The organism is Bacteriovorax sp. PP10 (assembly GCF_035013165.1).
GTDB lineage: Bacteria > Bdellovibrionota > Bacteriovoracia > Bacteriovoracales > Bacteriovoracaceae > Bacteriovorax > Bacteriovorax antarcticus.
In genome coordinates, this window is record NZ_JAYGJQ010000001.1 from 1,871,072 (window position 1) to 1,897,144 (window position 26,073).

At 38.3% G+C, this 26,073-nt stretch carries 21 protein-coding genes; 9 read left to right on the plus strand and 12 right to left on the minus strand.

Annotated elements, in window-relative coordinates:
* The first annotated feature begins 40 nt into the window (after positions 1 to 40).
* The gene (topB, locus tag SHI21_RS09210) at positions 41 to 2,182 is read left to right on the plus strand and encodes a type IA DNA topoisomerase (protein WP_323576072.1); all 2,142 of its coding nucleotides are present in this window, start codon (positions 41 to 43) and stop codon (positions 2,180 to 2,182) included.
* Position 2,183: 1 nt separating this feature from the next.
* On the opposite strand, the gene SHI21_RS09215 is transcribed toward topB, so the two are convergent.
* Positions 2,184 to 3,452: an acetyl-CoA hydrolase/transferase family protein gene (locus tag SHI21_RS09215; protein ID WP_323576073.1), complete on the minus strand. Its 1,269-nt coding sequence runs from the start codon at positions 3,450 to 3,452 to the stop codon at positions 2,184 to 2,186.
* 270 nt (positions 3,453 to 3,722) lie between these two features.
* On the opposite strand from SHI21_RS09215, the gene SHI21_RS09220 reads away from it, so the two are divergent.
* A complete protein-coding gene (locus SHI21_RS09220; RefSeq protein ID WP_323576074.1) occupies positions 3,723 to 5,465 on the plus strand; it encodes a hypothetical protein in 1,743 nt (580 codons plus the stop codon).
* A gap of 51 nt (positions 5,466 to 5,516) precedes the next feature.
* Here SHI21_RS09220 and SHI21_RS09225 read toward each other — a convergent pair whose 3' ends face one another.
* The 9 genes from SHI21_RS09225 to SHI21_RS09265 form a co-directional block, all read right to left on the minus strand.
* Entirely contained in the window at positions 5,517 to 6,602 is a 1,086-nt protein-coding gene (locus SHI21_RS09225) for an AgmX/PglI C-terminal domain-containing protein (protein WP_323576075.1), read from the minus strand.
* Between the two features lie 29 nt (positions 6,603 to 6,631).
* Complete coding sequence (locus SHI21_RS09230) at positions 6,632 to 7,057, minus strand: ExbD/TolR family protein (protein ID WP_323576076.1); 426 nt, start codon at positions 7,055 to 7,057, stop codon at positions 6,632 to 6,634.
* A gap of 57 nt (positions 7,058 to 7,114) precedes the next feature.
* Positions 7,115 to 7,726, minus strand: a complete 612-nt coding sequence (locus SHI21_RS09235; protein WP_323576077.1) for a MotA/TolQ/ExbB proton channel family protein — start codon at positions 7,724 to 7,726, stop codon at positions 7,115 to 7,117.
* Positions 7,727 to 7,795: 69 nt separating this feature from the next.
* Positions 7,796 to 8,707 (minus strand): tetratricopeptide repeat protein, encoded by a 912-nt coding sequence (locus tag SHI21_RS09240; protein ID WP_323576079.1) that lies wholly within the window; start codon positions 8,705 to 8,707, stop codon positions 7,796 to 7,798.
* A 5-nt stretch (positions 8,708 to 8,712) separates the two neighbouring features.
* Positions 8,713 to 11,685 carry a tetratricopeptide repeat protein gene (locus tag SHI21_RS09245; protein ID WP_323576080.1) on the minus strand — a complete coding sequence of 991 codons (2,973 nt, stop codon included), beginning with the start codon at positions 11,683 to 11,685 and terminating at the stop codon, positions 8,713 to 8,715.
* A gap of 42 nt (positions 11,686 to 11,727) precedes the next feature.
* Positions 11,728 to 11,985 carry a hypothetical protein gene (locus SHI21_RS09250; protein WP_323576081.1) on the minus strand — a complete coding sequence of 86 codons (258 nt, stop codon included), beginning with the start codon at positions 11,983 to 11,985 and terminating at the stop codon, positions 11,728 to 11,730.
* A gap of 11 nt (positions 11,986 to 11,996) precedes the next feature.
* Positions 11,997 to 13,436: an outer membrane protein assembly factor BamD gene (locus tag SHI21_RS09255; protein WP_323576082.1), complete on the minus strand. Its 1,440-nt coding sequence runs from the start codon at positions 13,434 to 13,436 to the stop codon at positions 11,997 to 11,999.
* A gap of 29 nt (positions 13,437 to 13,465) precedes the next feature.
* Positions 13,466 to 14,185: an outer membrane beta-barrel domain-containing protein gene (locus tag SHI21_RS09260; protein WP_323576083.1), complete on the minus strand. Its 720-nt coding sequence runs from the start codon at positions 14,183 to 14,185 to the stop codon at positions 13,466 to 13,468.
* The gene (locus SHI21_RS09265) at positions 14,185 to 15,516 is read right to left on the minus strand and encodes a vWA domain-containing protein (protein WP_323576084.1); all 1,332 of its coding nucleotides are present in this window, start codon (positions 15,514 to 15,516) and stop codon (positions 14,185 to 14,187) included. Before SHI21_RS09265 ends, SHI21_RS09260 begins: the two co-directional genes overlap by 1 nt.
* A 382-nt stretch (positions 15,517 to 15,898) precedes the next feature.
* Between SHI21_RS09265 and SHI21_RS09270 the strand changes: the two genes are divergently transcribed.
* The 7 genes from SHI21_RS09270 to SHI21_RS09300 all read left to right on the plus strand — a co-directional run bounded on the left by SHI21_RS09270 (position 15,899) and on the right by SHI21_RS09300 (position 22,555).
* Positions 15,899 to 16,087: a hypothetical protein gene (locus SHI21_RS09270; protein ID WP_323576085.1), complete on the plus strand. Its 189-nt coding sequence runs from the start codon at positions 15,899 to 15,901 to the stop codon at positions 16,085 to 16,087.
* Positions 16,068 to 17,507: a protein adenylyltransferase SelO gene (locus tag SHI21_RS09275; protein WP_323576086.1), complete on the plus strand. Its 1,440-nt coding sequence runs from the start codon at positions 16,068 to 16,070 to the stop codon at positions 17,505 to 17,507. The genes SHI21_RS09270 and SHI21_RS09275 overlap by 20 nt, the downstream gene beginning before the upstream one ends.
* A gap of 20 nt (positions 17,508 to 17,527) precedes the next feature.
* Entirely contained in the window at positions 17,528 to 17,866 is a 339-nt protein-coding gene (locus SHI21_RS09280; RefSeq protein ID WP_323576087.1) for a CoA-binding protein, read from the plus strand.
* A 99-nt stretch (positions 17,867 to 17,965) separates the two neighbouring features.
* Positions 17,966 to 19,144 carry a hypothetical protein gene (locus SHI21_RS09285; RefSeq protein ID WP_323576088.1) on the plus strand — a complete coding sequence of 393 codons (1,179 nt, stop codon included), beginning with the start codon at positions 17,966 to 17,968 and terminating at the stop codon, positions 19,142 to 19,144.
* Between the two features lie 85 nt (positions 19,145 to 19,229).
* Positions 19,230 to 20,390: a hypothetical protein gene (locus SHI21_RS09290; protein WP_323576089.1), complete on the plus strand. Its 1,161-nt coding sequence runs from the start codon at positions 19,230 to 19,232 to the stop codon at positions 20,388 to 20,390.
* Positions 20,391 to 20,453: 63 nt separating this feature from the next.
* Positions 20,454 to 20,726, plus strand: coding sequence for a hypothetical protein (locus SHI21_RS09295; RefSeq protein ID WP_323576090.1), 273 nt, complete (start codon positions 20,454 to 20,456; stop codon positions 20,724 to 20,726).
* Positions 20,727 to 20,866: 140 nt separating this feature from the next.
* Complete coding sequence (locus SHI21_RS09300; RefSeq protein ID WP_323576091.1) at positions 20,867 to 22,555, plus strand: methyl-accepting chemotaxis protein; 1,689 nt, start codon at positions 20,867 to 20,869, stop codon at positions 22,553 to 22,555.
* Here the strand turns inward: SHI21_RS09300 and SHI21_RS09305 are convergent.
* Both SHI21_RS09305 and SHI21_RS09310 read right to left on the minus strand, forming a co-directional pair.
* Positions 22,552 to 23,892, minus strand: a complete 1,341-nt coding sequence (locus SHI21_RS09305; RefSeq protein ID WP_323576092.1) for a bacteriohemerythrin — start codon at positions 23,890 to 23,892, stop codon at positions 22,552 to 22,554. The genes SHI21_RS09300 and SHI21_RS09305 overlap by 4 nt on opposite strands.
* A 199-nt stretch (positions 23,893 to 24,091) precedes the next feature.
* Positions 24,092 to 25,954 carry a hypothetical protein gene (locus SHI21_RS09310; protein WP_323576094.1) on the minus strand — a complete coding sequence of 621 codons (1,863 nt, stop codon included), beginning with the start codon at positions 25,952 to 25,954 and terminating at the stop codon, positions 24,092 to 24,094.
* Positions 25,955 to 26,073: the final 119 nt, after the last annotated feature.

The window sequence follows — 26,073 nt, forward strand, 5'->3', positions numbered from 1 at the left end:
TTTTTTTGCCTACGTGTATAGCTTCTTCTAATATATGAAGATGAAAACCTTAATTCTCACAGAAAAACCATCAGTCGCTCGTGACTTTGCTCTCGCTCTAGGCGGAGGCAGTGCTGGTCAAGACGGTTTTATTGAAAATGAGAATTACGTTATCACTTGGGCCATTGGTCATCTATTAGCTCCCTTTGATCCTGAGGATTACGATCCGAAATATAAAAAGTGGAACTTGAACACTCTTCCTATTTTACCTGAAGAGTTTAAATTCAAGGCCCAGCCAAAAACTAAAAAACAACTTGATGTGATTAAGCGTTTATTAAAGCGAACGGACCTTGATCGTCTGATTGTCGCTACCGATGCTGGACGCGAAGGAGAGTTGATTGCTCGTTTGATTCTAAATGATGGGAAATCAAAACTTAAAGCTTTCCGTTTCTGGACATCAGCTGCTCTTACGAAAGATGTAATTCATACTGAACTTAAAAATATTAAACCGCTAAAAGATTACGATCGTCTTTTTATCGCTGGTCGAGCTCGTCAAAAGGCCGATTGGTTAGTAGGGATGAATCTTTCTAGGTTAGCTACGCTTAAGTTGAATGATCTATTTTCAGTGGGACGAGTTCAGACGGCTGTTTTATCCATGTTAGTTGAAAGAAGAAAGGCGATTGATGCCTTTGTTCCCGTTGATTATTTCGAGTTCAAAGCAAAGTTTAAATTCAAGCATGGCGATGTCTCGGCTTATTGGTTCGATCCAAAGAAGAAAGAAGATCTAAAGAGAAAAGATACACGCGCCGAGTTTGATGAACTTTTAAAAAATCTTCATCAGAAAGACGCTGTCATTAAGGTTTTAAACCAAACTGAAAAGACGTCGTATCCACAGGGATTATACTCACTGACAGAGCTTCAACGTCAGGGAAACATTCTCTACGGTTTTTCAGCGACAAAAACGCTGGAAATTGCCCAGACTCTTTATGAGAAGTATAAGTGCCTGTCTTATCCTCGTACTGACTCAAAAGTTATGGCCGTATCGTCTTTTGATATGGTGAAAGGTCTGGTTTACAAATTTAAAGAACTTTATCCTGAACATTTTGAAAAGTTCGCTGCTTTTAAAGTCAGCGCTAAAAATAAAACTGTGTTTGATGATTCAAGACTTACGGATCACCACGGTTTAATTCCACTAAAAGATTTTAATGGTGATGAGAATTCTCCTGAAGGAAAAATCTATCATTTAGTTTTAAAACGCTTCATTACAAACTTCTTAGAAAACCACCGCTATCTTGAAACAGATGTGCAGATTGAATGTGAAAAAAATCAGTTCATGACTCGCGGGAAAAAGATCTTAGAGATGGGGTTTAAAGTTTTAGAAGGATCAGATCGTGAAGAACTGCTTCCTGAATTAGCATTAAATGAAGTTGGGATTTTAAAGAGTGGGGAAGTTGAATCAAAAAAGACTAAACCTCCATTTGAATACACTGAAGCCTCACTTCTTTATGATATGACGAATCCAGCAAAGCTTGTGACTGAGTCTGATTTGAAAAAGATCTTCAGGACTGAAATTGGTCTTGGGACACAGGCAACACGTGCTCAGATTATTGAAACTCTATTAAAGAGAGATTACGTTAATCGCTCTGGTAAAAACCTGAATGCAACTGACAAAGGAATGCTTCTTGTAGACCGTCTCAATGACATGCCTACGACGAAAGGACTAACAAGCGTCTCTCAGACAGCAAAACTTGAGCAGTCTCTTCAAAGCATGGCAGAAGGTGAGACAGACGATTTAGCGTTTATGGATAACATCAACGATTTCATCAATAGCGCTACTCTAGAGTGGAAAGCAACTGAAGGGATCGCAAGAGATGTAACAAATCCTAAATCTTATGGTGGAAAAACTTACGGGCCGAAAGTTGAAGCGCAAGTTTCAAATCTCGGGCCTTGTCCGGTTTGTGGTGCTGAAATAAAAGATTTCCCGAAATCATATAGCTGCTCTCGCTGGAAAGAAGGGTGTGGATTCACAATCTGGAAAGTGGTAGCGAAGAAGAAGCTGTCTGAGTCTCAAGTGAAGAAACTCATGAAAGAAAAGAAAACGGATGTGATTAAAGGCTTTAAGTCTAAAGCTGGGAAACCATTCGATGCCATCCTTGTTATGAACAAAGACGGCAAAGTTGAATTTGAGTTTTTACCTAGATAATTTAATTAAATAATTCATAAGCTTGTTTTTGAAGCTCTTCACGGTGCTCTGGGGCCGCGATATTAATCATGGCCAGTGCACGCTCTGATAATGTCTTTCCATATAAATGGGCCACACCATGCTCGGTGACAACGTAGTGTACGTGAGCTCTAGTTGTGACAACTCCCGCACCAGGTTTTAAGAATGGAACAATTTTAGTGGCACCTTTTACAGTCATTGATGGAAGAGCAATAATTGGTTTTCCACCTTTTGAAAGAGCTGCCCCTCTCATAAAGTCCATCTGCCCGCCAATACCAGAATAAATTTTTGATCCGATAGAATCAGCACAAACTTGTCCTGTGAGATCGACTTCAATGGCACTATTGATGGCCGTCACTTTTGGATTTTGAGCAATGACGTGGGCACTATTTGTGTAAGCACAGTCGAGTAAAAGAACTGATGGATTATCATCAATGAAGTCGTAAACTCTTTGTGAGCCAATAACAAAACTTGAAACAATTTTTCCTGGGTGCTTTTTCTTAAAAACATTATTAATCACACCACGATGGTAGAGTTCGATTACACCATCAGAAAACATTTCAGTGTGAACACCAAGATCTTTGTGGTTCGATAAACTTTTCAATACAGCATTTGGAATCGCACCAATTCCCAGTTGGAGAGTGGCACCATCTTCAATCAAAGAAGCGATATTGTGACCAATCTGCATTTCACAAGGAGTGCTTTCTCTCACTTCTACACAGTGAATAGGTTCATCTACTTCTATGTAAGAGTGAATTTTAGAAATATGAATCAAAGAGTCCCCGAAGGTGCGAGGCATCTGCTTATTGACTTGCGCGATGATCACTTTAGCAGTTCTCACCGCAGAAATTGAGACGTCGACGGAAGGACCTAAAGTACACATTCCATGAACATCAGGAGGAGAAACTTGAATGATGGCCACATCAAGATTGATGATGCCGTTATAAAACATCAAAGGTATTTCACTTAAGAAAATAGGTATGTAGAGAGCGGAAAGATTTTTTGCTTCTTTCCTCATGTTGGCACCGTTGAAAAAATTGTGAACATGAAAACTATCTTTATACTCTTCGCGCGCGTAGGCCGCACTCCCTTCTGTGTGGATTTGATAAGTTTTAACACCGCGAAGTTCGGGAGCGCGATCGACCATTGCTTTTAATAATAATTGAGCAGCTGAAACTCCTGAGTGAAGAAAGACACTGTCGCCAGATTTAATAACTGAGACACATTCTAAAGCGTTCGAAACCAGGGCCATAATTTATCCTCGTAAAAATAATTCATGACTTCATTCTAATGATTAATGAGGGCGAGGGAACTGATTTGGAACAGGTTGTAAAAAAAATTATATTCGACAGAATTCGCTGTAATTGAAAAATGCCACACTTTAGTCAGCACTATCTGCGTCTTGTTTCTTTATTAATAATAACTTAAATATTTGCGTTATTTGTATTCCTAAAGCCTTGAGTATTGCCAGACCATTTTGCTTTGTTAATGATTGTGTCGTTATTTATATAAGGAGATACCAATGAAAATGACTAAAATTTCAGTAATGGTGATTGCTGCTTTCATTAGCACTTCAGTCTTTGCTGGTCTGACAGGGCCAAAGCTTAAAACACGTGCAGACGTTATCGTTCTTCCAGATGATTCAGTTGTATTAGCTGATCCATTCATCGATGCAGACGCTTCAACACAATCTGGAGAAGGGCCACTTCTTCAACTTTTAAACCCACGCATCTATCAAACGATTGCAATTTACAAATCTGTAAGTGAAAACATCAATTCAAAATTTGCAGCAAGACAAAGTGCTATCAATGCTATTTTAAATCAGCTGCTAGATAAGAGAACGAACCTTCGCTTTTACGGACTACCTTCAGCTGAAGAAATGAATAAGTATTGTTTCGCTGGAAGACCTATCTATACAATTCCTTCTGGAGCTAAAGTAGAGCAGGCCGCTTGTACAAGAGGAAACGATACATTCATCGTGAAGCCACTTTTCTTAAAGTTGAGCCTTCGTGACCAAGCAATGCTTTTAATTCATGAAAGATTAACAACAATTGCAGATGATCGTGGATGGATTAACTTTGTAGCAATTGCAAAGTACACAACAGGATTAAATACTTACTTAAACCTTTATAATGATCAGGTAAAAAGAATTTACCGTGAACTAACGGATGATGAGCAAAAGAAGTTAACTAACTTTTATGCTTCAATCGTAGAGATTGAAAATAGAAATGAAGGTTATGGAGCTCCATCTGCAACTTTCAACTGGCTTGTGCATAAAAATGGTGGGGGATTATATCACCCAAGAGCTATCGTAAGTGAGAGTGCTTTTATTTCTTTAAACACAACGATTTTTGAAGAGTCTGAGTTAGGTGACAATTCAAAAGTCATCAATGTGAATGCTGTAAACACTTATAATCCAGGTAGATATTCTCCAAATATTACAAGTCTTATAGGATTTCCTCTTAAATTAGGAGCAAACTCAGTATTAGAAAACGTTTCATTTAATTATCAACCAGCTTCTGATTACAGCAAAAGAGTTATCAGAATTGGAGAAAATTCAAAAATCCAAAATACAAACTTTGCTGAACTAAGAAATGAAATTACGATTGGTAATAGCGTAACAGTAAAGAATTCTAAGCTTTATCAGTATAATACTTACCTTGGTAACGATGTTGTAATTACTGATTCAGAAATTATTATGCCGACTTTTACACTTGGAAATGGAGTTGTAATTCAAAACTCAAAAATTAATTACAATTCTAAATCTGTGAAAATAAACAGTAATGAACAGTTAATTAATCAATCTATTGTAGAAGCAGATATGAATAAATTTCTTCCTGTAGGAGTTGTACCTAAACCGATTTCTCAATCTCTTAAAGTTCCAAATTTTAAATGTGTCCTTGGTGATAAGTTAGAGAAAAAGAGCTTTGGATGGGAAGCAAACCATATTGATTCTGCAGGTAATGGAGCTAAGATTACTGGATGGGGAACTTATAATGGTCGCAATGGTCTTAAAAAAGAATACGAATACAATTATTCTGATGTTGTGATTAACGTGAACTACTCTAACTTTCAAAGATCAACAGTGCCTGTAACTTTTTTAAGTGAGCAAGGACAGTTTGTGGTTGGTGATTATTTAAAACCTCAAGTTGCGTTTGATTACGGGGCACAAAACGTATGTGTGTCTCAGGCCATTGGAAATGTTTTATCAAATTCTGGATATAACACGAGTAATGGTAGAGCAGTTTCGACACTTTCACTTTAATAAATTGTTTCAAATGAATAAAAAAAGGCCCGCTTTAAGCGGGCCTCTTGATTAGATCTTAGTACTTTCAGAGAAGAAATTCAGCGGCTGTCTTACGTCAACCAGACCACCACCCTTAGGCTTTGGAAAGTCGATGATTCGTAAGATATTCGACATACAAGAAACCCCTTTAGGAGAAAATTGTGTCGCTGCTGTCTTAATGTTAACCGTAGAAACTTTTCCATCACCCTCGATTCTAAAATTCAGGTCTACAATCCCTTTAATTTTTTCTGAGTGCTCTTGAAGCTCCTGTTGGTAACAAAATTTAAATTGCGGTAAATACTCTTGTAAAATCTTTCTTAACAATTCAGGTTCAATCGATCCCATGACGACTGTATCTGCTTGCACGAAAGCGGTATCAATACCTTTTTTATTCGCAAGTCCACGAGTCGTTGTTGAGCGGTCGTAGTTTCCGACAGCGTCTTTTCCTAGTAGATGTCCTGAACCATCACCGATTCCGGCAGGGGCACGATAGTCACCAGTTAAATTAGAACCCTTGTTTCCAATACCGGTACCACTTGTTAATCCGCGACTTCCCTCAGTCCCGGCACCTGCAGCGATCGTCATGGTCGCACTATTTCCCATTAGTGCCTTAAGTCCCTTTCCTTTGAACTCATATCCTTTGGCAGCTGAATCACCCAGGCCTGTGGCCCCGGCAACGTTAGGACTCGATAGAGGTCCTTTTTTCGCTGAACCCGCTTTAGACTTCTGAACTTTCTGGTCCAGTGCCTGTTTTGGGTCTCCGGTTTTTCCGGACTCATTAGTTGTCACGACTTTAACCCCAGGGTCAGTCATCGTTGCAACTTTTGCTGCTTCAATTTTTTCAGCTATCTTCTTTTCTCTTTTATACGACTCTGGAGGCGTAATAAAATTCATCTTAATAGAAGCCAGCTTTTCTTTTTCAACCACCGGCACGACGTGCTCAGGAGTTTTTATAATGAAGATCGCAGCGTGAAGAAAGAGACTGGCCATGATCGCTTTTTTAATGAAATCATGATTCGACTTATCTTTGTGATAATGTCGTGCCGGTAACACTAACTTCGCGGCAATCTTGCCTCGATGTTCGTTAACTTTTATCGGTCTTAGTGTTGGTATCATCAGCGCACCCACATATTATACAGTCCAAATTAGTTCTTTTTGCCTTCTTCTGCCGCGATTGAGAAGTTCTTTGCACCAGCGACTTTCGCCATGTCCATCAACTCAACTGCACGTCCAAGGTTTGCTCCAGTATCACCCTCTAAAATAACTGAATCAGTTTTTAGAGTTTTTAGATCACTGGCGATCTGTCTTGTAATGTCTGCCGGTAAAACTTTTTTACCTTGAACGGCCACATTCCCATCTTTTCCAAGCGAGATAACCAGGATCTCAGCTTCTTTTTTCTCATTCGTTAGTGCAGTCTTTGGTAGTTCAATGTCCATTCCCGATTCAAGGGCGGCCGTTGAAGAAACCATGAATACAATCAGAAGAACAAGCATGACGTCGATTAGGGGAGTCATGTTGATTTCTGCTACGATATCTGAATCATCGTCATCATTTCCTATTTTCATTGACATAAATTAGCTCCTGAACATTTAGATTTAATTCCAACCACAACAAGAAACATTGGCCAATTAGCGTTTCAGTGAATTAAACTGATCGGCCATATCACCTAAATTATTTTTAAATTCTTTAGCTGTAGCTGACACTCTAACGTTTAAATAGTTGTAGAACATAACCGCGATAACCGCGACCAAGATCCCTGAACCCGTAGCAATTAGTGCTTCTGAAATTGAACCGGCAACAACTGCGAACCCTGCTTTACCAGATGATCCGATTTGTTTAAACGATTCCATGATCCCCCAAACCGTACCGAATAGACCTACGAAGGGAGCAGATGAAGCGATTGTACCAAGCATCCACATATTCTTTTTAAGTTCTGTGTTTGTTTCATCAAGACGTCTGTGAAGTCTTTGCTCATAATCTTCACGTGAAAGAGCTTCATCAAAGATTGCATAGTGAGCTTTAGCGATAACTTCAGGACAGTTCTTATATAAGAATTCCATTTCGTTTAGTTTTTGAGACTGAACGATGCGAGTTGCTTCGTTTAGATAGTGTTTTGCTTCCTTATTAAACTTCGTCAATGCTAGGATTTTATGGATTGTGATAATCCAGATCCCGATTGAGAACGCTAATAACGGATACATGATAAATCCACCCTGCTTAAAAAGTTCAATAAGATGCATACGTACTCCTTTAGACATAATTCACTAGAACATGTGCTCTAGATTTGGGATTAATATGAAAGAGAAATTTTACTTCTTGGTAGCGACAGTTGCTTCTTTAGGCATATCTTTTATCTTTTGATTCACTTCATCTAGGATCAATTCATTTCTTTTGTTGTACTCGGGAGCATAAAGTCTTTTTTCCAAGATAGTCTTTGCTTCGACCAGACGATTTTTCTTCATCAGGTTGTAAGCGTAGAGTCCTACGATATCTGCTCTGTTCAAGTAGTCACGTTGGATACGAGAGATATATTGGTACGACTTATCCATGTCGTTTAGTCTAAAGTGAATTAAAGCTAGAGAGTAGAGAAGATCGATATCTTCGTTATTCTTTGCTTCAAGTCTTTTTAAAATTTCAAGTGCCTTCGCATTTTCATTGAACTCAATATACAGTTGCGCCATGTTGAAGTCCGGAGTGAAGTAGCTTGGTACAATTGTATTCGACTTTTTAAATGCATCGTAAGCTTCGTTGTAACGTTTAAACGTTAAGTGGATCAATCCAAGGTTGTTGGAAATAACCGCTTCCGCCAGCTTCTTCTGGTTATCGTTAAAGTCTTTGTTACCAGCTCTCGTCGCTTCTAATCCAAGCTCATAGTAAAAGATGGCCTTAGTGTAATCTTTCGAAAGAGAGTAACAAGTCCCCAATGCATTCCAATAGAATGGATTAGACTTGTTCTGTTGCATTTTCTCTTCAAGAATCCCTTCACCCTTTGTCACTTTTTGTTGGTGACAAGAAATCAGCGATAAAGAAATAAAGTCACGCTTAGGAGAGTCCATCGCCGCCAGGCGATTAGAGTTGTATCTCATGAACGATTCTTCAGCTAACAGGTCGTATTGATCCTTCTGGATCTGGTTATTAAAGCTTGGCCCTGCACAGCTCGCAAGCATTGCAGTAACCAAGATTGAAAGAGAGATGTTTGTTAATTTTGACATATTTTTCATACTCATTATTGTCCTGCAACTACTCTGTTATTACTTGTTGTCCCAATATCCAAAGTGCTAGAGAAGAGAATTGCCGAGTGAAAATTAAGTGCGTTTACCAATGAATTATTTTTTTCTAACCCGACTATATCATTTTTCTGAACTTCAAAAAAATAATTATTTTTCTCTAAAAATGCCACTTTTTCTCTATCAACTTGTAACCCTTTAGCGATCAGTGACTCAGTAACTTGGCGCATCCCTGATTTAAACCCCTGTAAATAACGTTCGTCTACCCCTTTAGGCATGTAATTTCTCACGGCTTTTTCCAATGAAAAATAAGGCTTTCCAAGGACATTTCGAATCATGATCACTTCTTGAGGGCTAGAATTCTTAGATAGTGCTACGGCCTCGTTATTAAGCTCTCCAATCATTGCAAAATACTGCTCTAATTCCAGGTTGAACTTATCTTCATTGAACTTTTCTTCAGACGTAAATTCGAACTTCATATCGTGAGCTTTTTTAGCGAAGTCTAGTACGTATTCATACTGAGTTTTCACAGCAGTTAAGTCCATTACTGACGTTAAAGAATCGATGTCTTTTTTCATAGCAATTGGGTTCTGGTAGAATTTATACTTTACGTATTTATCCATCATTTTTACCAGACCTACGTTTACTGAGTTCGCTTTGAAGTAAGTAATCGCGTCCTGGTATCTGTCAGCGTAAATTAAGCGTTCCATATTTTCTGTCTGAGTTCTCGAGATTAGTTTTTCGCTTAAGTCACATTTCTTAAATTCATCTTCAACCTTGATAAGGTTTGAGATATTTGTTTTGTGGATAATGGTGTTCTCGTTAATTAACTGGTAAAAGTCTTCTTTGTTCTTGTAGATATCTTTACAAAATTTTCTAGCAGTGATTAGAGCAAGTTCATTTGAAACTTCGAAATCCTGAAGAAGTCTGTATCCTTTTGCCAGAACAAATAGAGAGCTTGTTACTTTGATTAAATCTTTGTTGTCATACAGGTCTAAACTCTTCTTTAACCACTTGTATGAAAGCTTCACATTGTTTTGCTCAAGAGTTAAAGCAGCGATCGCGTAAGCAGCTTCCGCTTTTGTTCTCTTTGGGTATTGTTTTGAATCGTAGATCGACTCGTAACCTTTAACCGCTTCTTTCACGAGACCTTTTTTCTCAAGGGCCTGGTATTTGTTAAACAGAAGATCTCCTAATACCGCAATTGAGTTCTGGATATATTCGCTGCTGAAGCTTAGGTAACCTTTTTCAATTTTCCCAATCCAGAAAGCAAGTTTATCTGTGTTTTTAGCTTTGATGTATGAATCTAAAATCTGAGTTAACATCTCACGGTGAATCTTGTCATCACTTTGGTAGTTCATTTTATAAACCATCAAAATGTTAACTGCTTTCTTAATGCGTCCAAGTTCAAAATACTTGTTAAATAATTTCTGGTAAATCGCTTGTGACTTATCAGATTGAGGGTAGAAGATAACAAAGTTTTTGAAAGCGAAGATTGTGTATTCGTCTTCTTTCGCTTTTGGAAGTTTTGCGTATTCAATTGTTGCAAGCATTGCATCTAATGCTTTTCTTGTTGTTTCGTCTTTATCTTTTGTAAGTTTCGCGTTCATGATTGCACGAACGTAGTACTTAAGAGCAACCTGGTAGTCTTGAGCTGAAAGGGCCGTTTCCCCTTGGTAGTAACGGTATAGTTTCTTCTTAGGACGGTCTAAGCTCGAAAGAATATCAAAGTAGCGCATAATTTTCTTGTAATCATCTTTACTGTAAACAACCGGGTCCTTTGACTTGTCTTTGATTAAGTTGATTTGCATGAAACCTGCAACTTCCTTAATTTTATTTTGGGCCATGAATAAATCGTCAGCGTCCAATTTGTTTTTCTTATGAAGATCAAGAATGCTGTTAGCTGTTTCAAAGTATTGTTCGTCTTTTTTACTCTCACGGTAAACGTCAAGTTGAGTTAAACGAACTTTCATTTCTCCGTTAGCATCTTTTCTCTTTTTTGTATCTCTTAGAGCTGCTTTTAAAACTTCATCTGTCATCTGGAAGTTACTTTTGTTCATTGAAGATAGAGCAAGAGTAAGTAGGTGAGGAGCAGAAGGACTAGCGTTTAATTCAAAGAACTCAACCCCTTCATAAGTAGCGTCGGCCTGAACAAAGAAAATCCCGATAGCATTGTAAACTTGCTCTTTCATTGAAACGTATTTTTTATTTTTAGTTGTTTCAAAAGATAACTTCATAAGCTCCAGAGCTTTTTTGAAATTTCTTTCTTTCAGGTGACACCATCCAGCGTTATATAAATGCTTCCCGTACCATTCGTCTTCCTGGTTTTTTAAAACGTCAGAATAGTAACCAACGGCTTCGTGGTATCTTTTGTTGTTATAGTAGTATTCAGCAAGAGCAGTCTTTGCGTTGTACATAGTTTTTGATTCACCAGTACTGCGAGAGATTGCCAGCTTTAAGAATTTTTCTGTTTCAGCACTTGTCCCGTAGTCACGAGAGTTGATCGCTAGAGCGTAGTAGATCTCAGCGATGCGTGCATATTTTGGGTATTGGGTAACAATCGACAGCGCATATGATTGAGCTGTTTTATATTGATCTTGAGAAGCTTTGAAAAAAGATTCTTTCCCATTTTTAATAACGGCAGTTGATTCTGCTTTAAGCAGGTTTAAGTTTTCCTTTTCTTTAATCAGTTTAATTTTTTCTGAGTAAAGTTCAAACATACGGTGTTTTAATTCCGGCCCTGAATAACGATTACCCTTGATAGTTTTAATTTCACTATCAATAAGCACCATTAATTTTTTCCAGCGTTCCTGGTCAAAACTAGGAGACGCCATCTGAGGAGCTGGTGCCGGCATTGGCTCAACAACTTTCGCTGGAGCAGCTGCCTTATTTTCTACGTTTTGAAGCGCAGGAGTTTCGGCAAATACATTATTTGCCGAAAGAATTGAAACAAGTAGAATGATTTTTTTCATGATAGACCTCAACAGGTGATAGCAGGTGAAAGACTTTGATCATTAACGAAGGTTTTCTATTTCTCTTCTATTTTCAAAGTCGAAGTTGTTTTTTTCTAAAAGTGATCTCTTAAATGACTGGCGCTCACGTTCGTTTACAGTTAAATCACCTGGCGCCATGATCTGACCTTTAATTTCTAAGGCCCCTAAGTCAATCGCTTCATACTCTTTATATTTGTAGACAACATTTTTCTTTTCATCCTGGGCCTGAAGCCCAGTTGTGAAAAGAATTGTTAAAATTGATAGTGCTAATATTTTCATAAAATCCCCAATTATTTATTTGCAACCTTAGTCGTATCTTTACAAGAACTCTGTAATCCGAAAGAGTAGTCTCCTAACTCATCCGCCCAGAAAGAACCGTTAAAGTCGAAAAAGTACTGGTTTGATTTTCTATTAACGTTTGAATCCGATCCACGTTGTCTTGGTGCTTCAGCAAGGGCCTTAGCGTTGTAGATCTCGTCACGTTTTTTAGATAACAGTTCCAGTTTCAGGTTGAACATTGAGAAGCTGTGCTTGTGAATTTCGTTAATAAACGTAAAGATCTCTTTCTTGATGTAGAAGTTAATCTTCGCGCTGATGAAACCAATTGTTGAACCAAGATTCGCTTCCAGGCCTTCAGTAAAGTCGTTTTTGTTTTTAAGGCGCTTTAATAACTGCAATTCGTCTTTTGCTGCTTTTAAGCTTGCTAAATCCAGGTTGAACTTTACTTGTTTTCTAGTCTGAGTGATCAGGTTTCTAATAAATGGGTTCAGGTTTTCTCTCGTTTCAGTATCAGCATAGTAAAGATCAAGGAAGTAAGTGTGAGAGGCCTTGTTCTTTCCTAGAATGTCTTTAAGAGCTTGAGCTTTTGGTTGGTAAACATCGTAGAAGTGGTCAACAACTTTAAGCGAGTCATCCCAAAGGCAAAGGTTGTAGTAAGAAAGCGCCATTAATACTTCAGCTTCTGGGAAGAAATAACTTTGAAGTAGAGGAGCTTTGTAAGTAACAGTTAAACCAAGAGCACGGTTATAGTCTTTTAAGTAGTAGTTTGCCCAAGCTTGATCCATTAGGATGTATGGCCATTTGTATGAACGTTTATCAATTTGTTCATAAATCACTAGAGCTTCATCGTATTTCTTTTCTTCGATCTTGACTCTTGCAGTTCTGATAATACATGTTTCTTTAAGGTAGTTGTAATATCTTTTTAATTTCTCACCGTTGGCACTTGATTCCAGTGCTGTCGATTTATTTACACAAGACTGATAAAGATTGAGAGCTTCGATATTTTTTCTTTCTAAGTTTCTGATTGTCCCTTTGATAAGGGCCGCTTCGCCAGAGAACTGGTGAGTCTCAGGAATGCGAGATAAAATTTCGTAAGCTTTTGCGTTTTGATCTTTATTAAAAAGTCTTGTTCCAAGTATGAGAGAAATTGAAGGAATGTTAAATCCCTCAAGACGCTTTTCATCCAGGTTTAAAACGGCCATTGTTCCGGTTTTAATAACCAGAGTTTCAATGTCAGCTTCCAACTCAGCATCAATCTCAGTGTTGTTTTCAAGGTAAGTGTTGATATAGGGAATCGCGCTGAAGTAATAATTCCCTTCGATCAGTTCGTGCGCGATTTTTTTATCGCGAGTTTTCGACTTATCTTTTTGATAAAGTTCATACGCACCTTTAGCGGAAGCGGAAGCATCAGCGGCAACAAAAAGGGCGATTAATAATGCTATGTATTTCATATGACCTCTGTCCAAATATAATGGTGAAATTAGAACGAAACCCCAATCGTGATCACAGCATCCATGTTGCTTCTCATTTTAGAAGCAGGAGTGTTGTTGTTGATCGTAGGCCCTGGCGCTTTATAATTATTCATGATCAGGTCGGCCCCGATGTGAATATTTTTTGTCGCGTGAAGGCTTAATCCCGTTTTTGCGATTACTGAAGTGTACTTCTCAGTTGAGTAAGTGTTGGCAGAAAGAGGGTTGGCAACCGATGTTGCGTTCGACTTAGTATTCAACTTCCCAATCCCTAGTCCAAATGACCAGTCAAAGTAGAAGATCTTGTTAAACGTATTGATCTTTCCGTAGAACGGTGACCATTTCGCAAGAACTCCCATGTTGCTTTCTGTTTGTCTGATGAATGGAATCGCTCCATTTAATTTTTTTAAATTTTCAAATGCGTCGTTATCTTTGTTGCTGTACTTTGTGTACATTAATTCAATACCAAGCTCTTCTGTGAAGAAGTAACCAGCATTAGTATGAATCATTGAAGTATCTTGAAAGTTCGAAGAAAGTCCTGTCCCGTAACCGATGTTAGCGTAAACAGTGTTTGCTTTCTTGTGAACTTTGTTTTGAAGAACATAAACTTTTTTATCTGGATCTAACCACATAAAGTCGTATAAATCCTTCTCATCAGCCCTAAGCGCGGGTGCGCTTAGGGTGAATGAAACTAGAGACAATGCTATAATATTTCTGTAATTAACTTTCATTAAATGGCTCCTAATACAGTCGCTTTAACTTTGTAGCGAACTTCAACTTTTGAACCTTCAGCAGGAAGTGCGTTAGCATCAAATTTGATCGAACGAGATGATGCATTGAAGGTATACCCAGAATTAACTTTAACTCCACTTACTAGTACTTCGATCTGGTTTTGGTAAGGAGATTCGTTTAGAGCGAAACTATCCATCAAGTTAACAATCGTTCCACCCATATCTAGTAATACGTTGGCGAAATCTTTTTTAATGTCACTTGTTGTACCGGCCGTAGCTGTTGAGATCTCAGCATAACGTTTACCGATTGTTTCCCAATTTGCCGCTGAACTATTTTTCAACGCTACAATTGAATAGGCCTTAACCATACCTTTGTTTGTTTTTAGCGCTTGAAGTTTTGTAAGATACTCAGAAACTTTTTTGTCTGATTGGTCTTCTTCATCTGACAGATAAACCACAACCAAGAAAGCATCTGGTCTTAAAAAACTTGAAGCATAACGATCCATAAACGCTGCAGATGTTTTTAACCCTTGCTCAACTCCAGAACCTTTAATCCCAACGTTTACTAACTTCTTAAAGTTAGCGATAAAAGTTGCTTTGTTCTTTTTAGCTGCAGTAGAAGTTAATAGAGCACTATCACCAACCATTTTTCCGTTTCTTGATGAAGTCCCGTCTGTTGTTGTGATCGCCATTTTAAAATCGATGTCTTTAACTAAGAACTGATCGATGAACGATTGAAAATTTCTTCCTAATGAATCCTGTTCATCTGCCATTGATCCAGAGTCATCAATAACCCATAGGATGTCTACGTCGCCTTTTTTCCCAGTGTTTTGAGTAAAGATTTCTGAACGATCATTTAAAATAATCGCTGGTTCAGTCGGAGGTGTTACTACTGGAGGAGTAACAACTGGAGGAACGACTACCACTGGAGGAGTAACCACTGGAGGATTGACAACAACTGGCGGATCGACAACCACTGGAGGATTGACTACGACAGGAGGATCAACAACCACAGGAGGATTGACGACAACTGGAGGATCAACAATAACTGGAGGTACAACTACAACAGGAGGAGTAACAACCGGAGGGTTAGTAGTTCCACCACCTCCGCCAGTATTGCCGCCGTTATCACCAGTGTTCCCACCACCTGTGCCACCGCCGTCTCCACCAGGAACTAAACCACCGCCGTTTCCGCCGCCAGTATCAGTACCCGTTGCAATTTCAGAAAGACCTTGTTTTTCGTAGAACTCACTTTGCTTACACGCACCAAAGACCAGAAAGCATAGGACAAGAAGCATGTGCTTTTTGCCTTTCGAAAGATTTTCTAACATGAACGTCCCCATCTAACGTCAAAGATTCTATCTTTTACGAAACACCTATTTTGATCTCAACAGACGTGCAGCTTCTGAATACGAACAACTTCAAAAAGGGTGGAATGTAGGTAAGTCCGATTATAGCGATTTAAGTGACGAGAACTCGGCAAGCTCAAGTTTTAGATAGAATATCCGACAAGATTATATCAATATTCATAACTTATTTGCGCAAATTTTTGGAAAAATCGTGATAAAATTACTTTAAGAGACTTCCCGAAAAGTGCCATTAAAGATTGTCACCGGTATTTGAGGAAGTTGTTTTAGCAGCGAAATGTAATTGAAGGTTGTGAAAAAGGAGATTCGTATGTGCCTTATATGTGTAGAGTTTAACAAAAAGAGAATGACTCGTTCAGAAGTTAAAAAAGCTTTACCCGAGATGGTTATGTTTGCTAAAACAGAGGAAGAACGAAATCATTTTAAAAAATTGCAATCTTTAGGTGACTCTAATAACGAACAGGACCTAGAGGATTTTGCGAATCAACATTTAGACACATCTGTAGTAAGTAAATATGGGAAAAAAATTAGCTGATCTTCATTTCACCAATAGGCTTTATAAGTCTGCACCTTTTCTTTTTGCAAAAGTAAATCCGACTGCGCTTAGTAATCCAAAACTATTGCATGTGAACACTCAAATGCTTCATAGACTCGGTCTTGACGAGTCCATGATAGGGAATCCCTCTTTTTTGCGTTTTTTAAATGGCGATCTTGATTTCGAAGGACTCTTCTTCGGAGCAAGTTTTTACTCCGGCCATCAATTCGGCCATTACGTTCCACGCTTAGGTGATGGACGTGCTATCACCATCGCTGAAATTAAGAATGATTATAACGAACACTTCGAGCTGCAATTAAAAGGCTCAGGACTGACTCCATTTTCGCGAATGGGGGATGGTAAGGCCGTTGTGAGATCGAGCATCCGTGAGTACCTTGCAAGCGCTCATATGAAGGCCTTAAGTATTCCTACGACTGAAGCGCTGGCGATTATTACCGGAGCTGATGATGTTTACAGAGAAGAAGTTGAAAAGAGCTCTATTGTTTTAAGAGTGGCAGAAAGTTTTCTGCGCTTCGGGCACTTCCAGTATTTTGCTCACACCAATCAATTAGAAGAATTAAAGACACTGGTTGAATTTGCCATTGAAAATTATTTTAGTGCCTATAAAGATCATCCAAATCGTTATGTTTTATTTTTCCAGGATATTGTGAAGAGGACAGCAAAGCTTTTTGCCGGCTGGCAGTCAGTAGGATTTTGTCACGGGGTTTTAAATACCGACAACATGTCTATCTTAGGCCTGACTCTGGATTACGGCCCTTATGGATTTATCAATCACTTCGATCAGGATCATGTGTGCAATCACTCGGATCACGAAGGACGATACAGTCTTGGCAATCAGCCTTCGATTGGAATGTGGAATTTACAGATGTTAGGAATTGCTCTTGAGAGTTTAATTCCGGAAGTTGATAGAAAGAGAACGCTTGAAACATACCCTCAGATTTTCTTAGTTGAATACAGAAGACTGCTTTTAGAAAAATGTGGTCTTTATAAACAACAGGCGGAAGATGAAGATTTCCTGCGTACAATGTTGAATATGCTGGTGTTCACTGAACTTGATTACACTCAGTTTTTCAGAGGTCTTTCTCGTTATGAAAAAGATTCTAAAAAAATAGCAGGGATTGAGACTCCAGAAAATCTAATCAATTGGCTTGATAGCTATGATGCCCGCTTGAATCTCGAAGAGACAACGCAGGCAGATCGCCATGCGAAAATGCTTTTAGTGAATCCTAAATTTATTCTAAGAAACTATCTTGCTCAAATGGCCATTGATGATTTATCTCTGGTGCCAAAAATGTATGAAGTCATGACGAATCCATTTACCGAATGGAGTGAAGTCGAGGAGTGGGCAGCGCCTGCTCCATTAAAATATAGAAATCTCTCAGTGAGTTGCTCTTCGTAAATTAAACCAAGGAAGTGTTTATGAAAGTTTTAGTATTTGGTTATTCAGAAAATCCAGATCGCTATTCTTATATGGCGGCCGAGCTTTTGAAAGATTATAAACATGAAACGATTACGATTAATCCACGTCAGGAAGAGGAACTAAAAAAAATTAATACGGACTATCATACCCTGACTTTATACGTGAATCCCACGATCTCTGATAAATACCAGGACATGCTCTTAAAATCGAAACCTAAGCGGGTTATTTTTAATCCTGGGACGGAAAATCCCGTACTGCAGAAGAAGTTCGAGACCATGGGGGCCGAGGTCGTCATTGGCTGTACACTCGTCATGCTAAGAACCAACCAGTTTAATTGAGTATTATAACTGATCAGATCACTCTCGTTATTTATTCTTGCTCAGAATCAAGATTGGCCTTTTAATTAGTGTAATAAACTTTTTCACTTGGTGAGGTCTATGAAATTAACTGGTTTAATAATGTGTCTTATTTTGAGTTCTCAAACTAGCTTTGCCCAAAGTAAGGGACCAAAAAAACAATTTCATGTGAACACGGCCGTTCGCCATAAGATGAATGACATCTCTGGAACCATCAGACAACTTGGGCCATATATTGCTTCTGAGCAGGAATTCGTCAAAGAGAAAAATAAGAAGTTCATTCAAAAAAATCTTTTAGAGCTAACAGAGTTATTTAAAAATATTAAATCTCATCCGGTTATCGCCACTCAAGGTCTTTCTATCAACCAGACTGTTATGACTGAACAGTTAGAGCAGACGGTGAACCTTTTTAAGACGGATAAAAGATCGCAGGCGAGAGCTAAGTTTACGGCCGCCCTTAATCTTTGTGTGAATTGCCATACGCAATCCCCGGGACAGGCACTGCCAAAACTTTTCCAGGATAAAGACATCAATAAAATGAAACTTACGAGTTTTGAAAAAGCAGAGCTTTATTACATTGGGCGCGACTATGAAAAGGCGATGCCATTGTATGATCAGTTTTTAATGAAGAGTAAAAAAACAGATGACGATGAGTTTATTTTAAAAGCTCTTGAGCGCGAACTTATCTATTTTGTGAAAATTAGAAAAAGTTTTGCTGAAGGGAAAGCGCAATTCGATAAATACTTAAAGGCCGGATTATTTAACGAAAAAATCCAGGAAGAAGTAAATGAGTGGAGCAGAACTTTAGGTGGCAAGAGTTTATGGGAAAATTATCACCCGGAAACAGCACGCGAAGAAGAAATGGAAAAATTCATGAAAGGCTTTATCGCTGATGATGAAGAAGGTCCGATTTTTACTGTAACGAATTCATCAGAAGTTTACGATTTGAATTTATCGACGATTCTACTTGATTATTACAATTCTCACCCAGAGACAAAACTAGGTGGAAAGATCCTTTATTGGCTGGCGATTTTAGATAAACGTATCAATGACGATTTATTTTTCTCAGTCGGGGATTACTATTTACTGTCATGTATGGAAAAATATAATAAGGATCCGATTGCGAAGGAATGTTTTGATGCCTACCAAGAGGACCTGGAGATTAACTACATCTCTAAAGACAGAAAGACTTTTCCTCCGGAAGTTATCGAAAGATTAAATTCGCTTAAAAAATTAATTAACTACGTCGACGCTGAATAAAAAGCGAGGGGCGATATCTTATTCTTTAAAACTGTTTAGTAGAATAATGGATGACTAATCCAAATATAAATTTAAGGTGAAATTAATGTCAAAAAAACTGCTTTTACTGTCTTTCATTAGTTTCCAGATTTTCCAGGCCAGTACTGGTTTTAGTGCAGACACTAAGACAGAGGCCAAGCAGATTATGGATGGTGTCTATGAATCATTTGTAAAAGTTGTGCCTTATGTTTATTCGGATGAAAAGAAACTCGAAGGCTTGCGTACTGATGCCGATCAAAAAGAAAGACTTTTAAAAAACCTGACAGATATTTCTGAATTTTTTAAGAGTGCCCGCCACGTTGAATACTTTCAGCGCCCGGGATTCAGACCCAGCCTGGAAACGATCAATCACCATATGAGTGATACGATCAATGCTGTGAAGGGAAACAATTATATCTTCGCTCAAAAACGTTTAAAGGCCCTGACTGCATTATGTATCTCATGCCATTCTCAGCTTTCAGAAAGTGCTGCTGAAAACACTTTTGGTAATGCTATCAAGAAGGTGAAGAGAGATAACTTTGATTCTGATTTTGCCTATGGAAATTACTTATTTTTAGTCCGCCGTTTTAGTGAGTCTGAAAAGTACTTTGATCTTGCCATTGAACAATCTCTTAAAGATCAAACAGAAGAAGAGTTGTATCCATCACTTCGTCGCTTGATTTCAATTAATACAAAAATTGAATTGAATCCTAAAAAGGCCAATCAGTTTATTGATCGTTATATCTCTAATCCAAAACTTCCACCGCTGGCGAAACATACTCTTCAGACATGGAAGAAATCTTTAGGGAAGTGGAAGAATTTTAATACTAAAAAAATTAAATCAATTGATGGCTTTATTAAAACTTACCTGGCACCTCTTGAAGTAGAGAAGGGAGAAACGGCCGGTGGGGAAAATGATGTTACACTTTTAGTTGGTTCAGGAGTCCTTTCAAAATACTTAAACGACTCACCAAAAACCAAACTTGCTCCAGAAATTCTGTACTGGTTATCAATTGCAGAGAGACGTTTAAGTAACACTTATTTCTTTTCACTAAGTGATCTCTATTTAAAAGACTGCGTGAAACTTTACCCGAAATCAAAGTACGCCCGTAAATGTTTCAACGAATATGCTGAAAATATCGAATTTGGTTACAGCGGCTCAGGAGGGACGGATATTCCCATCGAGGAAAAACAGGAACTTGAGCGCTTGAAAGGCTTCTTGAAGTAACTTTTTCTTGATGTTTTTGCTCCGCCTGATTAAGATGAAAAAAACAAATTAAAGGACACTGTAATGAGCGAAGAAACTAAAACTGAGAATACTGAACACGCTACTGGCCATGCTGCTGCTGTAGCTCAAGAAATGCCGAAGGAACCTGAAACAACGCCTGAAGGGCTTAAGATTTATCCCACTTCATTTCTCCCACAAAAGTCTCATATGGAGCCTTCTCGTATCCCGACAGCTAAGATGTCTGGATTTGAAATTGAAGTTTCTCACGTTATCATTTTCTTCATTCTGACTATTGGACTTTTCTACAGCATGTGGAAGAGACCTAACAAAAGATAATAAAAATGAAGGCAGCTTAGGCTGCCTTTTTTATTTACTCTTATCAGATAAAATTCTCTGAGCAATATCATTATTAAAAAAATTGTAACTATGCCTTGATCGCAACTAAAGTTATTTAAAAAAAGTAACGGAGCAAAGTTGTGAATTGGTTTCATCGAATTGGACTTAGAGAAAAAGTTCTATGCACAGTTGTATTCACTTGTATTATTTGTGGAGGAATTTCATTAGGTGTAGGGATTATTTTTAATGGTCTGGAGTTTAGAGATGGGCTGATAAAGAAATCCCAGACTATTCACTCGCGAATCAATGTAGCGAGCCACTACGTCGCCGGCCAGGGCGGTTTAGGGCCGATGATTGAGCGTTACACAAAAAAATACAAATCTCCTGCCGAGCTTACTGAAGAAGATAAAAACATCATTCTTCAACAAGTGCCTATCTATGCAGCGATGAAAATTGGTGAGAATGATTCTGAAAGTGAACATTATTCTTTTAGAGTCTTTTCTGATGAACCTAGAAATAAGGATCATCACGCAACAATTGAAGAAATGAAAATTTTTAATAAGTTTCAACAAGATCCTAAATTAGAGGAATACATTTTAGAAAACTTCAAAACAGTGGCCGTTTATCGGCCAGTGAGAATCAGAAAAAAATTTGGATGTATGACTTGTCATGGAGATCCTAAAACTAGTCCATGGGGAAATGGCGAAGATATTCTAGGGCACAAGATGGAAAACTGGCCAGAGGGGAAACTCCACGGGGTCTTTGCCGTTTCCAATGATATTTCTATCATTAAAGGATTAGATAAAGGTTTTTCTTCCACGTCTTATCTTGGAATGTATATTACCATGGGCGCTTTAGTGGCCATCTTTTTTGCTGTTTTAATAGTGAGAACCCCCTTGGCGATACTCAAGGAAGTCACTAAGAGTTTAGATCAATCAAAGACATGTGTAACAGATGCTTCCGTTCAAATAGGGGAAGCGTCAGCTGATTTATCACATGCTTCTTTACAGCAGTCGGCATCACTAAAAAATACAACTATTTCAATCAATAATATGCATGACCGAATTGCAAAAAATATTTTGAATGCGAAGGCCGCGGCGTCAGCGTCTGATAAGTCTCAAGTCGCAGCGGAAGCCGGTAAGAGTGTTATTCAAAAAATGATAACTTCGATGAAAGATATCAATTTAAGTAATAATGAAATTATAGAACAAATCAAAACTTCAAACTCCGATCTCACTGCTATTATCAGCATAATTAATGAAATTGAAACGAAAACTAAGGTCATTAATGAAATTGTTTTTCAAACCAAGCTTCTTTCATTTAATGCTTCTGTTGAAGCGGCCCGTAGTGGAGAGCATGGGAAAGGTTTTGCTGTTGTCGCAGAGGAAATCGGGAATCTTGCACAGATGAGTGGTAAAGCTTCTTTGGAAATTTCAGACTTGCTGGACGAGAGCACTGTTAAAGTAAAAAAAATTGTTGAAGAGACAAAATTTAAAGTAGAAGAGCTGGTAGATCGTGGAAATGAAAAAATTAATAGTGGCGTAAATACCGCTTATGAATGTGGAAGTGTACTGGAAGAGATTTTTCAAAATATCAATACAGTCTCTAGGATTGCTCAAGATATTCACTCTGCAGGAGTCGAGCAGGCATTGGGAATTAAAGAAATAACGAAAGCACTTGATGAACTTCAGACAGTGACAATAAAGAATCAGCAAACAGGAGAAGAGGCAGCGGATGCTGCCTCTAAACTATCTTCTGAATCGCGTGCTTTAAATATCATTGTCGGAGAGTTGAATGGAACGATTTACGGCAAGGAGATCAAGACTTAGCTGGCCATATCTTCTTTGTAATGGGCAGCATACTGCATATCTACACCCATGATGTGGCTGATAAGCCAGTTTCGTAAAAAAGAAATGAGTTTTTGATCATCAAGGGTGCCGTTTTCAATTTGTTCGCCATATTTTGCCACCTGATCTAGTAACTTTTCATGGATTTTTTTATGAGATGAAAATTGCGGATAATGAATAGACTGCATGAATTTTTCTTCGTGAGAAAAATGCTCACGCGTATAGGCCGCCAGATCTTTGAAGGCATTAAAAAGAGTGATCTTATTTTTCTTCTCATATTGAGATTCAAGATTCACAACCAAGAAGTTGATTTTATCAACCAGAATTTTATGTTCGTCATCCATCGTATTTACACCTAGCATGTATTTCTCACTCCAGATGAACTGCTGCAGTCTAATTTTCTTATTTTTATCTTTTGGCAGAAGAAACTTCATGTCTTCTGTAATCCTGATTAGTTGTTTTGCCTGAGCTGCAAACGAGTGGGCGTGTTCTGTCGATTGGCTAGCAACCAGCCTGTTTCTATCAGCAACTTCCTGAAGATTACCAATCGCGTGATCGAGCTGTTCAACACCAATTGACTGCTCGTTGGTCGCGGTTGATATTTCTTTTACCATCGAAGTAATTTCAGTGATTTTATCGTTAATAGAAGAGAATATTGTTTCACAACTTTTTGCCTGAGTATAACCGGCCTCGCTTCTAATCGCCGTGGCACTAGTTAAGTCTTCAACTTTCTTTTTTGTGGCCTCTAATGCTTGATTAACTGAAGTTACACTTCTATCAACAATCTGTGCAATTTCAAGAGAAGAATTACCACTTACCTGAGCAAGTTTTCCAATCTCTTCCGCAACGACTGCGAACCCTTTTCCATGCTCTCCAGCACGTGCAGCTTCAACTGAGGCATTAAATGAAAGGAGCTTGGTTTGAAAAACAATTTCATTGATCAACTTGGTTTTATCAGCAATTTCCTGAATTACTAAAAGAGCATTAGATAACTCACTGATGCTTTCTTGCATTTGATTTTTAAAATGTTCGCTGCCTTCTTTAATTTCTAAGCTCGAAGTAACCATATTTTGAACGATGTTTTTTCCTTCATTTGCCATATTTTGCAGATGAACTGCATTCTCGCTTAATTCTTTAGCATTATCGCTGGTTCTCATGATCATTGAATTGATTTCATGACTTGCTGAGACCGTCGAGTTTAATGTATCAAGCTGCTCTTGCGATGAAGATAAAAGATCAGTGCTTACAGTGCTAACTTGCTCCGCTGAGCCGGTTAAATCAAAACTAATCGTTGTTACATCATCAAGATTGAGCTGCATTTTTTTGCGCTCTTTAATGAATTTAAAACAAAAGAAGAGTCCTATTATAAAAAAAATAATCAGGACCGTCAGGAGAATATGCATAGGGAAAATCCTTGTTAGTCATTAGCAATTTTGCTTAATTATCGTCTACAAAATCAAGTTCTGTAGAAGAGAATAACAAATGTGATTATTATCATGTTTTTGGAGGTGTCGAGTATTATACTTTAGAGCAATTTTTTGCCGCCAGAAGAGAGGATTCAATAATTTCTTTGTACTTGTCCGGGGTCATTCTCCTGTCTTTTAAAAGCTCAAGAAATTTTATTCTGCCTTTTTCTCCGACTTGAGCAAGACGTAGTAAAAACATATCCAATTTCTCTGCTCCACTAATTCCAATGGCCGTCACAATTTCCTTAAGACGGGCCGCAACTTGAGTGTCCCCAATGTATTTTAAAATTTTTGTTGCCGCATTTAATTCAGTCGCAGTGGCCTTTCCTGATTTTAAAATATTAAATACACTTCCCACATTGACCAGGTTTAGTCCCATACTGGCCATCGAAAGTCCGGCCAACATTCTTGCTTCTTTAAAATCGACTAAAGCATTTTTAGCTTCCGTTAAAGCAGTGGCATCAGAGTTTTTTGTCAGGTAGGCCGATTCAAGCTGATCCATTTCTTTGTAGTGATCAAGGGAGCGTTTAGAATTGTAACCAAGACTGACGAGTTCAACCGCACTTCCTGCAAGAGCAGAGTAACCTAAAATAGAGGCACCAGCAGTTCCGGCAGCAACACCTGCGGTAAGAGATCCCGTGACGAGGTAAGCACCAGCAACGGCCCCTACACCGGTTAATACCAAGGCCCCACCGATCACTGCACTTCCAATCATAAAGTATTTATCCATATTGGCATCGTCGATATCGTCTTTATTGATTTTATTGATTGAATCACACATAAGGCCTGCGTACTGTGGTTGGTGAAGCAGGACTTGCCCGGCAGCAAAAGGATTAATTCTGACCAGGTTTGAAATATCATCGTCATCGGATTTGATAATGTCTTTTCTAAGTGTGGCCTGATTCGCAATCGTTAAGGTATCACGTGCCTGATCCATCATTTTGCCTTCGGCCTCTTTGATTGATTTAGTCACATCTTCGAGTTTAATTTTTTTGTGAGGAGTGAATTGAAACTGAGAGGATTTTTTATCTTTGCTGGTTTCATCACTGTTAAAACGCTTGATCGAGCCCGAACGATCTTTCATGGTGCTTGTTAACAACAGGGCACCGGCATCTCTGGAAACTTCCTGAGTGTACTGATTGATATAGTTATCAAATTCCTTTTTTGCCTTTTCGTCTGAGAGGTTGGCAGAGTCATAAATATATCCGACATCTTTTTTAACTTCGACCTTTGCAAGTGTGTTATTTAATCGGTCAATAGAAGCATTAAGTGTGGATACTGCGGCTTCAGGAGACATTTTGTCAGAAGCTTTTTGATTTTTAGAAAATTCTATCAGTTCTTTTTTTAGTTCTGATTTAAGTAGCGGATCCATTTTCTGACAGACATCCGTATAAACCATCTGCGCCTTTGGAGTCTGTGATTTTCTCACACAAACATCATTGATTAATCCATCCAGCTCACTTGAAGAAAGACTTCCTGAACTCATAAACTCAGGATTAAATTTCTGTCTAAAACCCAGGAGGGACTTCGCGGTATTGGCCATAATCTTTTTGCTTAAAAGGTTTTGAAAATCCGGTTTCACCATTTTTTTCATGGCCTTCGCTACGTTATTATTGAAGTCCTCGTAAGACTTAAAAGCAGCAACGTTGGGAGGAAGACAAGGTGAGGCATCAAGATCAGACATGCCTTGAAAGCTCGATTGTAAAATGCGATCTTGCAGTTTTCTTTTTGCGTTTTTGTCTTTAACACATTTCTCAAAATGATCTTTGATCGCCAGATAATTTGTTAAAAGTTCTTGATGCTTTTTTAATTCAATGCCATCCGGAGAGTTTAAAAAACTTTTATTTTTTGGATCGCTCATCAGTTTATAAGTCGCATCGGCAAGTTCTTTTCCATGCTTCTCAATTAACTCCATACTGCCCACACCAATTTTTATGTCACGATGTTGAATAAGCAGATCGGAGAGGGGATTTTGTAATCCGGACGCAGCAAATCCCTCAAGCGGAAAGGCGAGATTAAAACAGAGAATAATTA